At 64.9% G+C, this 13,706-nt stretch carries 15 protein-coding genes; 4 read left to right on the forward strand and 11 right to left on the reverse strand.

Annotation, left to right across the window (positions count from 1 at the left end; all coding sequences use genetic code 11):
- Window positions 1–14: 14 nt before the first annotated feature.
- Complete coding sequence (gene aroQ / locus ABIB95_RS33175; protein ID WP_354245708.1) at window positions 15–446, forward strand: type II 3-dehydroquinate dehydratase; 432 nt, start codon at window positions 15–17, stop codon at window positions 444–446.
- Window positions 447–555: 109 nt separating this feature from the next.
- Here aroQ and ABIB95_RS33180 read toward each other — a convergent pair whose 3' ends face one another.
- The 4 genes from ABIB95_RS33180 to ABIB95_RS33195 all read right to left on the reverse strand — a co-directional run bounded on the left by ABIB95_RS33180 (window position 556) and on the right by ABIB95_RS33195 (window position 5,346).
- Entirely contained in the window at window positions 556–1,617 is a 1,062-nt protein-coding gene (locus ABIB95_RS33180) for an MBL fold metallo-hydrolase (protein WP_085402602.1), read from the reverse strand.
- 135 nt (window positions 1,618–1,752) lie between these two features.
- Window positions 1,753–3,909: a methyl-accepting chemotaxis protein gene (locus ABIB95_RS33185; protein ID WP_354245712.1), complete on the reverse strand. Its 2,157-nt coding sequence runs from the start codon at window positions 3,907–3,909 to the stop codon at window positions 1,753–1,755.
- Between the two features lie 166 nt (window positions 3,910–4,075).
- Window positions 4,076–4,801, reverse strand: a complete 726-nt coding sequence (locus ABIB95_RS33190) for an outer membrane protein (protein WP_354245715.1) — start codon at window positions 4,799–4,801, stop codon at window positions 4,076–4,078.
- A 224-nt stretch (window positions 4,802–5,025) separates the two neighbouring features.
- Entirely contained in the window at window positions 5,026–5,346 is a 321-nt protein-coding gene (locus ABIB95_RS33195) for a hypothetical protein (protein WP_071916874.1), read from the reverse strand.
- Window positions 5,347–5,466: 120 nt separating this feature from the next.
- On the opposite strand from ABIB95_RS33195, the gene ABIB95_RS33200 reads away from it, so the two are divergent.
- A complete protein-coding gene (locus ABIB95_RS33200; RefSeq protein ID WP_354245719.1) occupies window positions 5,467–5,808 on the forward strand; it encodes a hypothetical protein in 342 nt (113 codons plus the stop codon).
- A 126-nt stretch (window positions 5,809–5,934) separates the two neighbouring features.
- The gene (locus tag ABIB95_RS33205) at window positions 5,935–6,222 is read left to right on the forward strand and encodes a hypothetical protein (RefSeq protein ID WP_071917770.1); all 288 of its coding nucleotides are present in this window, start codon (window positions 5,935–5,937) and stop codon (window positions 6,220–6,222) included.
- A gap of 31 nt (window positions 6,223–6,253) precedes the next feature.
- Here ABIB95_RS33205 and ABIB95_RS33210 read toward each other — a convergent pair whose 3' ends face one another.
- The 3 genes from ABIB95_RS33210 to ABIB95_RS33220 all read right to left on the reverse strand — a co-directional run bounded on the left by ABIB95_RS33210 (window position 6,254) and on the right by ABIB95_RS33220 (window position 7,673).
- The gene (locus ABIB95_RS33210; protein ID WP_354245722.1) at window positions 6,254–7,189 is read right to left on the reverse strand and encodes an AEC family transporter; all 936 of its coding nucleotides are present in this window, start codon (window positions 7,187–7,189) and stop codon (window positions 6,254–6,256) included.
- Between the two features lie 104 nt (window positions 7,190–7,293).
- Window positions 7,294–7,503: a hypothetical protein gene (locus ABIB95_RS33215; protein WP_028148688.1), complete on the reverse strand. Its 210-nt coding sequence runs from the start codon at window positions 7,501–7,503 to the stop codon at window positions 7,294–7,296.
- The gene (locus tag ABIB95_RS33220; RefSeq protein WP_187387912.1) at window positions 7,500–7,673 is read right to left on the reverse strand and encodes a hypothetical protein; all 174 of its coding nucleotides are present in this window, start codon (window positions 7,671–7,673) and stop codon (window positions 7,500–7,502) included. Before ABIB95_RS33220 ends, ABIB95_RS33215 begins: the two co-directional genes overlap by 4 nt.
- A gap of 449 nt (window positions 7,674–8,122) precedes the next feature.
- Here ABIB95_RS33220 and ABIB95_RS33225 point away from each other — a divergent pair, with 449 nt between their 5' ends.
- On the forward strand, window positions 8,123–8,395 hold the full coding sequence (locus ABIB95_RS33225) for a hypothetical protein (RefSeq protein WP_354118723.1): 273 nt from the start codon (window positions 8,123–8,125) through the stop codon (window positions 8,393–8,395).
- Window positions 8,396–8,413: 18 nt separating this feature from the next.
- Here ABIB95_RS33225 and ABIB95_RS33230 read toward each other — a convergent pair whose 3' ends face one another.
- The 4 genes from ABIB95_RS33230 to ABIB95_RS33245 all read right to left on the reverse strand — a co-directional run bounded on the left by ABIB95_RS33230 (window position 8,414) and on the right by ABIB95_RS33245 (window position 13,631).
- A complete protein-coding gene (locus ABIB95_RS33230) occupies window positions 8,414–10,033 on the reverse strand; it encodes an ABC transporter ATP-binding protein (protein ID WP_354245759.1) in 1,620 nt (539 codons plus the stop codon).
- A gap of 2 nt (window positions 10,034–10,035) precedes the next feature.
- Entirely contained in the window at window positions 10,036–10,875 is an 840-nt protein-coding gene (locus tag ABIB95_RS33235; RefSeq protein WP_028148686.1) for an ABC transporter permease, read from the reverse strand.
- A complete protein-coding gene (locus ABIB95_RS33240; protein ID WP_085402596.1) occupies window positions 10,872–11,843 on the reverse strand; it encodes an ABC transporter permease in 972 nt (323 codons plus the stop codon). The genes ABIB95_RS33235 and ABIB95_RS33240 overlap by 4 nt, the downstream gene beginning before the upstream one ends.
- 237 nt (window positions 11,844–12,080) lie before the next feature.
- Window positions 12,081–13,631 carry an ABC transporter substrate-binding protein gene (locus ABIB95_RS33245; RefSeq protein WP_354245725.1) on the reverse strand — a complete coding sequence of 517 codons (1,551 nt, stop codon included), beginning with the start codon at window positions 13,629–13,631 and terminating at the stop codon, window positions 12,081–12,083.
- Window positions 13,632–13,706 lie beyond the last annotated feature (75 nt).

Genomic DNA, 13,706 nt, shown 5'->3' on the forward strand with positions numbered 1-13,706 from the left:
GGAAGGACCTGTCCATGAAGCGCGTGATGATCCTCAACGGTCCCAACCTCAACATGCTCGGCATCCGCGAGCCGCACATCTACGGCACCACGACGCTCGATCAGGTCAATGCGAGCTGCGAGGAAGCGGCCGCCAAGCTCGGGCTCAAGCTTGCCTTCCACCAGTCCAACCATGAAGGCGTGCTGGTCGATCTGATCCAGTCGGCGCGGCAGGATGCCGATGCGATCGTCATCAATCCGGCCGGTCTTTCCTTCACCTCGGTCTCGATCATGGACGCGATCAAGACATTCGAAGGCCCGGTGCTGGAGGTCCACATCTCCAACATCCACGCCCGCGACGAATATCACCGCCACTCCAAGATCTCGTTCGTGGCCACCGGTGTGATCTGCGGGCTGGGCCCGTTCGGCTACGTCGCGGCGCTGCACGCGATCGCGAATATGAAGTGAGCTGCTTCCACAAACTCGTCATGCCCGGGCTTGTCCCGGGCATCCACGAACTCGTTTCGACCTGAAAGAACGTGGATGGCCGGGACAAGCCCGGCCATGACGCCGTGGCTCACGTCGTCCGGAACTGGAGTACGCCGTCTTTCGTCTCCGCCGTCAGACGGCCCTCGACGATCATGTAATTGACGTGGGCAACGAGTTCGCCGGCGGCAAAGCCCATCTGGTGCTCGTCCAGCACGTGCTTGTTGAACACGACGGGGACCAGGGCGCGCGAGGTCTGCGGCACCTCGCTGCAGGCTTCCGCAATCAGGCGGCAGCGCTCCTCGTGGTGATCGGCGAGCTGCTTGATGCGGGTCTTCAGACCATAGAACGGCACGCCGTGGCCGGGCAGCACCAGCAGATCGTAGGGCAGGGTGGTGGTGAGGCTCGCGAGCGAGGCCAGATATTCGCCGAGCGAGTTCTGGTCGGGTTCGACCGCCCAGACGCTGACATTGGGCGAGATCTTGCTCAGCACCTGGTCGGCGGAGAGGAACAGCTTGTCGTCGGCGCAATACAGCATCACCTGGTCGAGCGCGTGCCCGCCGCCGGTGATCACCTTGAAGCGGCGGGTGCCGATCACGACCTCGTCGCCATGCGAGATGCGGCGGTAGGACGGCGGCAGCACCGAGACGCGCTTGAGATAATCCTGGCCGCGGCCGAGCAGCTTTTCGGTGAGCGACTCGTCCATGCCGTGGCGGCGGAAGAACAGCCGCTGGGCTTCGCGTCGCTCCTCGGTGCCGCGGTTCTGGTGGTAGACCGATTGCAGATATTCGACCTGCGTCATCACCAGCGGGCAGTTGAACCGCTCGACGATCCAGCCCGCGAGGCCGACGTGATCGGGGTGCGAATGCGTGACGATCAGGCGCGTGATGTTGACGCCCTTCAGCGGCCCCTCGAACAGTCTGGTCCAGGCCTCGATCGTCTCCTCGTTGCCGAAGCCGGCATCGATCATGGCATAGCCGTCGCCGTCGGCGAGCAGGTAGATGTTCACGTGGTTGAGGCGGAACGGCAGTTTCAGCCGCGCCCACAACACGCCGGGACGCACCTCGACGATCTCTTCGGGGCCGGGATGCTGTTCCCAGGGATAGCGCAGGGCCTCGGCCGAGGACTGCACGGTGTCGGTTTTCGGGTTCATGCTACCGGCTTAAACCCGCCGGGCGCGGGGCGCCAGCCGAAAAAGGCCGGGCCGTGGTCTCCGCATGGCGGTCATACCTGCAGTTTTCCGCAGCCCGGATTACGCGGCGCTCCATCCGGGCTACGGGCCGGCGGCTTACGCCGCCCGCATGTTGTTGAGGAATGCGTCGATCTCTCCGCGCAGCATGTCGGCTTCGCGGCGGAGCGCGTCGGAGGCGCCCAGCACTTCGCTCGCCGCCGCGCCGGCTTCCGCGGACGCCGTGGAGACGCCGATGATGTTGCTGGAGACCTCGCTGGTGCCGCCGGCGGCATGCTGGATGTTGCGGGCGATTTCGCGGGTGGCCGCGCCCTGTTCCTCGACCGCGGCCGCGATCGTCGTCGTCACGTCGTTGATCTCGCCGATGATCCGGCCGATGCCCTGGATGGCGCCCACCGCCGAGGTGGTGACTTGTTGCATGCTGGCGATCTGGGTGCGGATCTCTTCCGTCGCCTTGGCGGTCTGGCTCGCGAGGCTCTTCACCTCGGAGGCGACCACTGCGAAGCCGCGGCCGGCTTCGCCCGCGCGCGCCGCCTCGATGGTGGCGTTGAGCGCAAGCAGGTTGGTCTGAGACGCAATCGTCTGGATCAGATCGACCACGACGCTGATGCGGCTCGCGCTGTCGGCAAGGCTCTGCACCGTGGTGTCGGTGGCGCCGGCCTCGTCGACCGCCTTCCTGGCGATCGCGGCCGAGGTGACGACCTGCTTGCTGATCTCCTCGATCGAGGACGACAGCTGCTCGGTGCCTGATGACACGGTCTGCACGTTGACCGAGGTCTCCTCCGCGGCGGAGGCAACCGCGTTCACCAGCGCGTTGGACTGGTCGGCGGTGTTCGACATGCTCTGCGCGGTGGACTGCATCGAATTGGCCGATTGCGCGAGATTGTCGAGCGCGTTGCGTACCGCGCCCTCGAACTCGGCGATCTTCGCTTCCATGCGCGCGGCACGCTCGGCCTTGGCGGCACGGTCCTTGTCCTGCTCGCTCGACATCGCGCGGGCATCGATCATGCTCTCGCGAAATACCTGCAGCGTGTTCGCCATCACCGAGATCTCGTCATTGTGGTGCTTCGAGCGATAGATCTCGGTCTCGAGGTCGCCGTTCGCGAGCAGCTGCATCGACTGGTGCAGCGCGCCGATCCGGCGCAGGATGTTGCGGCCGACATAGAGCCAGACGAACAGCGCCGAGCCGACCAGCATCAGCGCGCCCAGCGCCAGCATCGCGGTGGTGGCGAGCGAGATCTCCTGGCGCGCCTGGAAGGTCGACGCGTTGGTCTCCTTCTGCACGCCGTCGACGAGCTGCTGCACGCTGATGCCGAGACCGACATTGAGCTTGCGGGTCTCGTCCAGAATGGTCTGGCCGTAGTCGATGGCGTCGAGCTCCTTCTGGCGGATCTTGAACACGCCGGTCTTGCCCTCGCCGAAGGCGAACAGCTTCTGCACGGCGTCGCGCACCGTCTGCATCGAGGGCATGTTCGGGAGATCCTCGAGGTTCGACTTGACGCGGTCGCGCGTCGCCTTGAACTCCTTCTCGATCGCTTCCAGCGTGTCGCTGTTGTTGGCCGACAGCGCCGCCATCATGTCGGCGGCCATCAGATTGCCGTTGGCGGAGATTGTCGCGACCTGGGAGACGGTGCGGGCAGCCTCAGTCGCATCATCGGCGGAAACTTCCGCCGCGCCGAGGATCGCGTTCAAGCGCGTCTGTGCGTCCAGCATCGCAGGACCGGCCGCGCCGACGAAGGTGAGCTGGGCCTTGCGCAACGCCTCATACTGCTTGTCATGCAGCGCGCCGGTCTCGAGCCGCTCGCGCGCGGCCGACACCAGGCTCTGGGTCGCCTCGTCGATGCTCTTGGCGGTGTCGCGCAGCGCGGTTGCGATCTGCTTGTCGGCGCCGAGCTCGATGATCTCGCCGAGTTTGGCCATGGCGAGCTGCTGGATGTCCTTCACGCTCTTGGTGCGTTCCTTCAGCGCCTCGTCGGAGGGCGATGCCAGCAGGCCCGGGCCTTGCGCCGCGAGCGTCGCGCTTTGCGAGGCAAGCTGCAGGCTGGCGGAGAGGCGCGGGATGTCGCGGCCGCTCAGATCCATCATGGTCGCGCCGAGGTGATTGAAGACGAAGCCGGCGCCGGCCGCGATCACGAGGCCCATGCCCGCGATCAATGCGAAGGCGGCGAACAGGCTGCCGCGCACGCCCCACCTTGGCATCTTGAAACGAGGCTTGAGACGGCCAAGGACACGGCCTGCACCCAGACGGATCGCCATCGAAATTCCCCCACGCGTGATCTTTATATTTTCGCCGCGGAGTATCCCTGGGTCGGGTTAAAAAATCGCAAGTTGCACAATCGGTTGCGTTCGTTCCGCACAGCGAAAAAAGAAGGGGCCGGCAGATTTGCCGGCCCCTGTTGGCGAGGAGATTTTTGAGGCGCGATCAGTAGCGCGCGACCGTCGAGTTGGCCCAGTTGAAGCGGTAGTTGACGCCCGCCTTGAAGGTGTGGTCGTCGGTCGTGAAGTTGCCGGTGCCCACCAGCGGGCCCGCGGTGAAGTGGGCGTCGCCGAAATTGTAGTACTGGTACTCGGCCTTGGCCGACCAGTTCGGGGCGAACATGTATTCGAGGCCGGCGCCGACGGTGTAGCCGTTGCGGTGATCGCCATCGATGATGAAGCCGGTCGGCACGCCGGCAATCGTCACCTTCTCGTTGTTGTCCGAATAGGCGTAGCCGCCCTTCACGTAGAGCAGGCCGGGACCCCAGGTGTAGCCGACGCGGCCGGTGATGGAGCCGAGGCCACGCTGGTCGTTGCTGTAGGCGACGCCGCCCGGGAACGCCGCGCCGACGCTGCCGGAGAGCCAGGAGTACTGGCCTTCGACGCCGACCAAGAAGTTCGGGTTGAACTGCCAGTCAGCACCGACCTGCACGCCGCCGAGGAAACGGCCGTTGCCGTTGTTGCCGGTGGAGAGGCCGTTGAAATTGTTGTCGCTGGAGAACGCGCCGCCGACATGGCCGCCGACATAGAAGCCCGTCCAGTTGTAGATCGGCGCGGCATAGGCCGGCGCGGGCGCCTTGTAGTAGTTGCGGTTGCCGAGATCGGCGCCGACGGCCGGCGCGGCAGCGCCCACCACGAGCAGCGCAACGGTCGCAAACAAAATCTTCTTCATCGTCTTGAACTCCAGCACTTTGGTCCCCGGCAGGCGCGCTGTCCGCGCCGTCGTTGGTTTTGCAGATAGCTCGCTTTTGACGAAAATGCTGTCACATCCGTGGCACAGCGACAGCCAACCTAACTTATTGGGCTGTAAATGATTTTCGTGCTTAATGCCGGCTTAAGAAGTGGTGAAGGAAGGCTTAACGTCGCCCGTCTCGGGTAACTTGCGCACGTCTCTCGTTAACCAAGCCGCCGCCGCACCTCATCGCGCATCTGCTGGCGGAAGGCCGCGCGCCTTGCGGGCCGGTCTTCCTCGCGTACGTCGTGGCGATCGAAGACGTCGAACTTCTCCATGATCGGATAGCGCTCGCTCGCCATCGCGAGCACGCGCAGCACCTTGGTCGCGGACGGCGTCGGGCCACGGACCTCCCAGCGCCGGATGGTATCGGCGCCGCCCTTCTCCGGCAGTCCGCAAAGCTTGGCCATGTCGGCCGCGGTGAGCTTGCGCTCGAGGGCATCGGAAAGGTCGTTGCGGAGCTGCTTCAGTTCGGGGCCGGTCATGCTGCTTGCGTCCAGGGAAGTCACTGAAGGCAATGCACTAGCGCTGATTCGGGTCCATCCGAAGGCGGGTGGTCGTGATAGTGTGTCCGTGCCGGTCGAGCATCAGCGAGGCGAAATCGCATGCCTGTGTTCAAGCTGCCCCTGTCGGGGGATGTCGTCCAGTCCATTTATCCGTCGTTCTTCAGTCCCACCGGCGGCCAGTTCGGTCTCGTCAACATCACGGTGGGGCAATCCTCGGCGCCAGATGTCGAGAAGGACGTGCTGTCTGATGTCGCCGGTTACGGCAAGCAGATCGGACAGATCGCGGACGCGCTGCTGGCCGTGGTCGAGCATCTGGAGTCGCGGCCCGACCACACGCTCGCTGACGATCCGGCGATCGCCGCCTTCAAGGCGCTGATGCACTCTGTCGCGACAGTCAAGGAGCGACACGGCCGCAACGCGTGTCGCCCGAAGCGACGATGACCACGGCAGCGGTGTCTGGGTCAGGCACATTCGGGCGTGCACGAAGTTATGAACGGATGCCTATGGAAATCTTGCGTTGAATGAACACATGGCACACTGGGCTCGCAGCCAATGAAGGGAACCGCCATGACAAGCATCAAACCCGCCATTGCCGCACTCATCACTGTCGGACTGCTTGCCGCGCCCTTCGCAGCCGAAGCGAAGAAGGCCCGGCCGAGCCGGCATCACTACAGTACGGGCGTGGTGGCCCCGACCTATGGCGCCGCCGCATTGCCGGTCGCGCAGCCCAGGACGTCCTACGGGTCGTCCGGACAGACGGTCGGGACGGTCACGGCGCCCTCGATCGGCTCGTACAATTGGCCGTCGGTCGGCGTGACCAATTCGGTGCCGACCTGGAGCAACACCACGAGATAAAGGGCACGTCGCCAGGGCGCGCCGGTGACCGTCAACGCATGCCGGGCGCGAGGCCGGAGAGCAGGTAGAGCGCGACCAGCAATGTCGCGACCGACAGCATCGTCGTGACCGAGACGGTGGCCGCGACCAGTTTCTCCTCGACCTTGTGCTCGTGTGCCAGCACATAGACGGTCTTCGCCGTCGGCACGGCCGCGCATATGACGGCGGCGACCGTGTAGAGCGGATTGAGGCCGGTGACCACGCAAAGTCCGTAGACGATCAGCGGCATCACCACCAGCTTCACGGTCGCGAGCGCGAACGATGCTTTCAGGTTGGATCGCAGGCCGTCGACCGACAGGCCAAGCCCGATGGCAAACAGTGCGCAGGGCGTGAGCGCGGCGGCAATGATGTTCAGATAGGCCGCGACGGGCGCCGGAATCGGCAAGCCCGTGATCGCCCAGACGAGACCGATCAGCGTCGACAGCACCATCGGATTGAGCAGGATCTGCTTCACCAGCCCGGTGGAATGCGCAGGGCCGCGCACGTCCCTTTCCAGCAGGATGACCGTGAGCGGAAACATCACGCCGGCGACGAACACCGTCGCCACCGCGGCGGGCAAGACGGCGGGCTGGCCGTAGATCGCGTGCAGGATCGGGAGCGCCACGAAGCCGGTATTGGTCATGGCCGCCGCCATGCCATGGATCGTGCTGCTGGCGAGGTCGTGCTTGCCACCCGCGCGGACGGCCAGGAACACCAGCGCGAAGCAGAGGAGGGAGCCGCCCCCGAACGCGAGCAGGAAGCGCCATTCCAGCAGGTTGCGCGCCGGCTCTTGGGCGATCGTGACGATCAGCAGCGCGGGCATTGCCACATTGTAGGCAAAATGCACCAGCGCGTCCGCAAGCGAGCGGGAGAGATAACCTGATACACCGGCAAACCAGCCGGTGACGATGATTGCGAACACGGGAAGAACGAGGCTGGCGACCTCCATCCGGCGTCCCCCTCTGCCAAACAGCGTCGCCATTCTAGCCTGGCGATGCATGCTCGTCACGGTTCAACTGGATGGCGCCGTCCTTGACCAGACGGCCTGTGGCCTCAGGCGCCCCTGCCGGTCTGTTGACCGAACACGCAGCGCCATCCAGCCAGGCGTTCGGCCGGATGCTGGTTCATCCATTCGGCGAGCTGCGGCGCGCCCATCAGGCAGGACTGCATCGAGACGTTGGCGAAGTCCGAGGTGGTGACGATCTGCTCGTGACAATTTGCCGGAGAGGAGAGGCTGCACAGCACCGCGATGATCTTGATCACGCCAGATTTCCTGCGTCGCCGTTGGCCGCGCGGCCGATCGTCGCCTTGCCCTGCGGCTCGCCGCTCGGATCAGCCGGCGGAAAAATGCTGTCGTAGATCGCGCGTGCCTCCTGAATGAGGCGAACGCGCTCGCGCTCGGATTTCGAGATAAACTGAATAACCTGGCCCATGTCGGCTCCAATGGATCGGAAATCCATCATCAGATGATGGAAATCATTCCATGCGAATCTGGGGTGCCGGCCTCTGTTTCGCATCTGTGCGGACGGTCACGAGGGATAAAAAGCCCGTGACTGTTCCGTCGCCCGAAGAGGAGCGGAATACCTTAGCCATGAGCTGGCCTGACGTTGCCGGCGCGCGCTCCTCGTGTCCCGGGATCGCCGCAAGCAAGGCACAACATGCGAGCATCCTCCGGTGCGGCGGCGAGCCAAGGGGCTGGGAGTGCGCCCCGGTTCGGTTGGAGCTGCTCGTCGCGCCATCGTGATGGAGCGTCAGGCCCTGCAGTGTGATCGTGTTGCGGCACATTTTCGCGCGCGTGGAGTTGTAAGATTGCTCAGTGCACGAGTGGTTCGACGAGCGAACGGCCGACGCGACTGAGACACCGCGCCCGAAAGGATTAGCCATGACAAGAACCAGACGCTCGATTGCGGTACTTATCGCGGTCGGATTTGCGGCATCGCCATTCGCTGCAGGCGCGCAGACGTCTGCGGCGGGCACCCAAAGCAACACGGGCGGTCTTTCCGGAGCGCCAGCAACGCAAGGCACAACTTATGGAAGCTCCGGACAGACCGTCGGGACCGTCACGGCGCCGTCGGTCGGAACGTCTAATCAACCATCGGTCGGCGTGACCAACTCAGTCCCGACCTGGAAGAATACTAATCCTCCGGCCAGGTAGAAGCTGCGATCGGTTGGCTCACGCCGCCGGCGCGCGCTCCTTGCGGCCAGGCACCGCCGCCAGCAGCTCGCGCGTATAGGCGTGCTCCGGCGCGGCGAACAGTTGCGCGGTCGGCTTCAACTCGACGATGGCGCCGCGCTGCATCACCGCGATGCGGTCGCAGATTTGCGCTGCGACGCGCAAATCGTGGGTGATGAACAGCATCGAGAGCCCAAGGCGCGCCTTGAGGTCTTCGAGCAGTCGCAGCACCTGCGCTTGCACGGAAACGTCGAGCGCGGAGACGGCTTCGTCGGCGACGATGATCTCCGGCTCGAGCGCGAGCGCGCGCGCGATGCCGATGCGCTGACGCTGGCCGCCGGAGAATTCATGCGGGTAGCGGTCGAGCGCGCCGGCGTCCAGTCCGACCATCCTAAGGAGATCGCGGGCGCGGTCGAACGCCACTTTCGGATCGATGCCGGCTGCGATCGGACCGTCGGCGATGATGTGCCCGACCTTGCGGCGCGGATTGAGCGAGGCGAACGGATCCTGAAAGATCATCTGGATGCGATGGCGCTCAGCGCGGAGCGCCTTGCCCGACAGCGAGGTGAGATCGGTCTCGCCGATCCGCACCGTGCCGCGGTCGGCTTCGATCAGTCGCATCACCAGACGCGCTACCGACGATTTGCCGGAGCCGGATTCGCCGACGAGGCCGAGCGTCTCGCCCTTGAGAATGTTGAAGTTGACTTCGCGCGCGGCATCGACGCGGCGGTCGTCGCGAAACCAGCCGCCTGATGTGACGTAGGTCTTGTCCAGCCCGATCACCTCGACGGCCCTGGCCTGGTCATCGAGCGGCTCGCGCGCCGGCGGGTCCATCGACGGCACGGCGGCGAGCAGCGCCTTGGTGTAGTCATGCTGCGGATTGTTGAAGACCGAGCTAGCGGGGCCTTCCTCGACGACGTTGCCATGCCTGAGCACCACGACCTGGTCGGCGATGTCGGCGACCACGCCGAAATCATGGGTGATGAACATCACCGCCATGTTGCGGTTGCGCTGGAGGTTGCGGATCAGCTTTAGGATCTGCGCCTGCGTGGTGACGTCGAGCGCGGTGGTGGGCTCGTCCGCGACCAGCACCGCAGGCTCGAGCGCGAGCGCCATCGCGATCATGGCGCGCTGGCGCTGGCCGCCGGAGAGCTGGTGCGGATAGGCGCGGACGATGCGCTCGGGGTCGGGCAGGCCGACCTCGCGCGCCAGCGACAGCGCCTTCGCGCGCCGCTCCTTTGGCGTCAGCAGGCCGTGGGCCTCGAACATCTCCGCCATTTGGTCGCCGATCCGCATCAGCGGATTGAGCGCGGTCATCGGCTCCTGAAAAATCATCGCGAGCCGGCGGCCGCGCAAATCGCGCCAGCCGTCGTCATCGAGCTTGAGCAGGTCGCGGCCTTCGAACTGGATCTCGCCGGAGGTGACGGTGACCGTATCAGGCAACAGGCCCATCAGCGCATGTGCGCACATCGACTTGCCGGAACCGGATTCGCCGACGACGCAGACGATCTTGCCGGGCCGAAGATCCAGCGAGATGCCGTCGACCGCGAACGGACGCTCGGCGCCCTTGGGCAGCGCGATCCGCAGATTCTTGATGGAGACGGCGGGCGGGGCGGTCATCATCAGCGGCCCTCCCGCGACAGGCGCGGATTGAGCGCGTCGTTGAGGCCTTCGCCGATCAGGTTCAGCCCCAGCACCGAGATCAGGATGGCGACGCCGGGAAACACGGTGATCCACCAGGCCTGGCGGATCACGGTGCGGCCGGCGCCGACCATGTAGCCCCAGGAGATCAGATTGGGATCGCCGAGTCCAAGGAACGCCAGCGAGGATTCCAGCAGGATCGCGGTCGCCACCATCAGCGAGGCCAGCACGATCACCGGCGACAGCGCGTTCGGCAGGATCTCGCGCAGGATGATCCAGGTGTTGCTCTGGCCGGTGACGACGGCGGCCTGGACATATTCGCGCGTGCGCAGCGACAGCACCTCGCCGCGCACGAGGCGGGCGACCGGCGGCCAGCTCACCACCGCGATCGAGGCCACGATCGAGTAGATCGAGGGCTGGAGGATCGCGACCAGCACGATCGCGAGCGCGAAGCTCGGAATGGTCTGGAAGAACTCGGTGAAGCGCATCAGGGCGTCGTCGACCTTGCCGCCGAAATAGCCGGCCATGGCGCCGATGGGAACGCCGACGACCAGCGCGACCAGCGTGGAGACGAGACCCACCAGCAGCGAGACGCGAGCGCCAAAGATCATGCCGGCGAACACGTCGCGGCCGAGCGCGTCGGTGCCGAGCGGCACGGTCGAGAGCGTGAAGGGCGGCAGGAACGGCCGCTGCACCATGCGCCAGGGTGAATTCGGGAACAGCATCGGCCCGAACACCGCGATCGAGATCGCAAGGACAAGGATGACGAGCCCGACGACGCCGCTCGGGCTCTTCAGCATCGATTTCCAGAACTGTTTCATGAGGCGAATTCGATGCGCGGGTCGACCAGGCGGTAGACGAGGTCGGTGATGAGGTTGAAGATCAGCACCATAGCGGAGCAGATCACGAAGACGCCGAGCAGAAGGTTGTAGTCGCGCTGGAGCAGCGCGTCGTACATCAGACGCCCGATGCCGGGCCAGGCGAACACGGTCTCGGTGATGACGGCGCCGCCGATCAGCGTGCCGGAATGCACACCGGCCAGCGTCACGACCGGCAGCAGCGCGTTGCGCAGCACGTGGCGGCGCTGGATCACGGCATCGGAGAGGCCCTTTGCGCGCGCCGTCTTGACGAAGTCGAGGCGTTTCACCTCCAGCATCGACGCGCGGGTCATGCGGGTGTAGGTCGCCATGAAGAACAGGCCGAGCGTCATCGCCGGCATGATCAGATGCTTTGCGACGTCGACTGCGTGGGCAAGGCCGGTGAGGTTGGCGCCGACCGTCTCGTAACCGAAGCTCGGCAGCCAATCCATGGTGACCGAGAACAGGAGGATTCCCATCAGCGCCACCCAGAAGATCGGCATGGCGTAGAAGATCAGCGCGAACACGGTGATGGCCGTGTCGAGGAAGGTTCCGGCAAAGCGCGCGGCGAAGGTGCCGAAGAGAACGCCGAGCATGAGCGAGATCGCGAATGCGGTCAGTGTCAGCAGCAGCGTCGCCGGCAGCCGCTCGCCGATCAGCTTCACGACCGGCGCCTGCTGGCGGAAGGAGAAGCCGAGGTCGAGCGTGACGACGCCCTTGACGTAGATGAAGAGCTGCTCGGGCAGCGGCTTGTCGAGGCCGAACTTTTCCCGGAGCTGCTTGACGAAGACCTGGTCACTGGCGCCGGCCTCGCCCGCCATCACGACCGCGGGGTCGCCGGGCGCAAGCCGGATCAGGAAGAAATTGAGGACGACGATCGCGAGCAGGACGATCACGCCCTTCAGGACACGCTGAGCGACGAAGGAGAGCATATTAGAGAGTCATCTCTTGTAGCGTGACCTGGAGCCACGGAGACAGTGAGCTCCCTCGCCCCGCTCTTGTCCGCCGAAGCCTCGGCGAAGGCGGATGCGGGGAGAGGGTTGGGGTGAGGGGGACTCTCCGCGGGGACGGTGATAGTTGGGCTCGCGGAGACTCCCCCTCACCCGAATGTGCGCTATGCTCACATTCGACCTCTCCCCGCGAGCGGGGAGAGGTGAAGAGGGCAGCCATCACTTGTCCAGCCATGCGTCCTTGAAGCCGTCATTGACCCCGATGCCCGTGGTGATCAGATTCTTGACCTTGCAGCGGGTGATGGTCGGGAATTGCAATTCCAGCATCCAGGCCACCGGCACGTCCTCGACCAAGATTTTTTGCGCCTTCTCGTAGATCTCCTTGCGCTTCGAGTCCGGCGTCGCGGTCGCGCCGTCGGCGAAGAGCTTGTCGATCTCCGGGTTGGAGTAGCCCTCGACGTTGTTGAAGACCTGCCCCTTGGCGATGTTGCTGGAGATATAATTGCGGCCGACGCCGAGCGCGGGATCGCCATACTGGTAGAGATAGGTGAAGGCGATGTCGTAGTCCCAGTCGCCGATCTTCTGGTTGCCGCCGGCAACGTCGGTGGCGATCGTCTCGATGTTCATGCCGACGTCCTGGAGGTTCTGCTTCACGGCTTCACCCCAGCGCTGCCAGGTCTCGCCATAGGCGAGCGGCAGCAGGCGGATCTTCTCGCCCTTGTAGCCAGCTTCCCTCAGCAGCGCCTTGGCCTTGGCAGGATCGTAAGGGTATTTCGGCACGTCGTCGGTGTAGTACTTGATGGTCGAGGCGGACGGGCCGGTCGCGACCTTGCCGAGCCCGTTCCAGATCACGTCCTTGGCGAAGTCGCGGTCGATCGCGAACATGATCGCCTGCCGCACCCGCTTGTCGGCGAGCGGACCCTGGCGGTTGTTGAGCCACAGCCAGGCCAGCGGCGAGAAGAACTCCCAGCCGGCGCCGGTGACGCAGGTGTCCTTCAGCTTGGACAGCCGCGGCACGTCGAAATTCTCGACCGAGCCGCCGGGCAGCACGTCGACCTTGCCGGTCTCGTACGCCACCGAGCGCGCGGCGGCGTCGGGAATGATCTGCCAGTAGATCTCGTCGAGATAGGGCTTGCCCTTTTCGTGGTAGTTCGGGTTCTTGACCAGGCGGATGAACGAGCCCTTCTGCCACTCCTTGAACATGAAGGGGCCGGTGCCGACCGGCGCGTTGTTGTAGGGGTTGGTCTTCCAGTCGGTGCCTTCATAGAGATGCTTCGGCACCATCGGCATCGAGCCGACCTCGAAGATGCCGAGGAACGGTCCGAACGGCTGCCTCAGCGTGAACACCACCGTATAGTCGTCCGGCGTCTCGATCTTGTCGACCTGCGCCAGATTGGTGCGGGCACGCGCATGCGTCTGCTTCAGCATCTCCATCGAGAACAGGACGTCGGCGGCGGTGAAGGGCTTGCCGTCATGCCAGGTCACGCCCTTCTTGAGCTTGAAGGTGTAGGTCTTGGCGTCCTCGCTGACGCTCCAGCTTTCGGCAAGCTCCGGCAGCGGCTCGAGCTTGGGGCTGTAGCGCAGCAGGCCCTCGAAGATGTTGCCCGAGACCATTTGAGTCGGGCCGTTCTGGACCTGCGCAAGCATCAGGCCGGGCGGCTCGGGCTGGATCACGGCGTTGATCACGCCCCCCGTCCTCGGCTCTTGCGCCAGCGCCGAGGCCGTGAGGCCGCAAGCCAGGAGGGCACCAAGCAACACTCGTTTTGGCATGTCGTATCTTTCTCAAGCGAGACCGGCCGAAAACGCTTCGCACGTCATGGCGCGCGAAGCTCCGGCCGGCCCGTC

The organism is Bradyrhizobium sp. LA2.1 (assembly GCF_040547725.1).
GTDB lineage: Bacteria > Pseudomonadota > Alphaproteobacteria > Rhizobiales > Xanthobacteraceae > Bradyrhizobium > Bradyrhizobium barranii.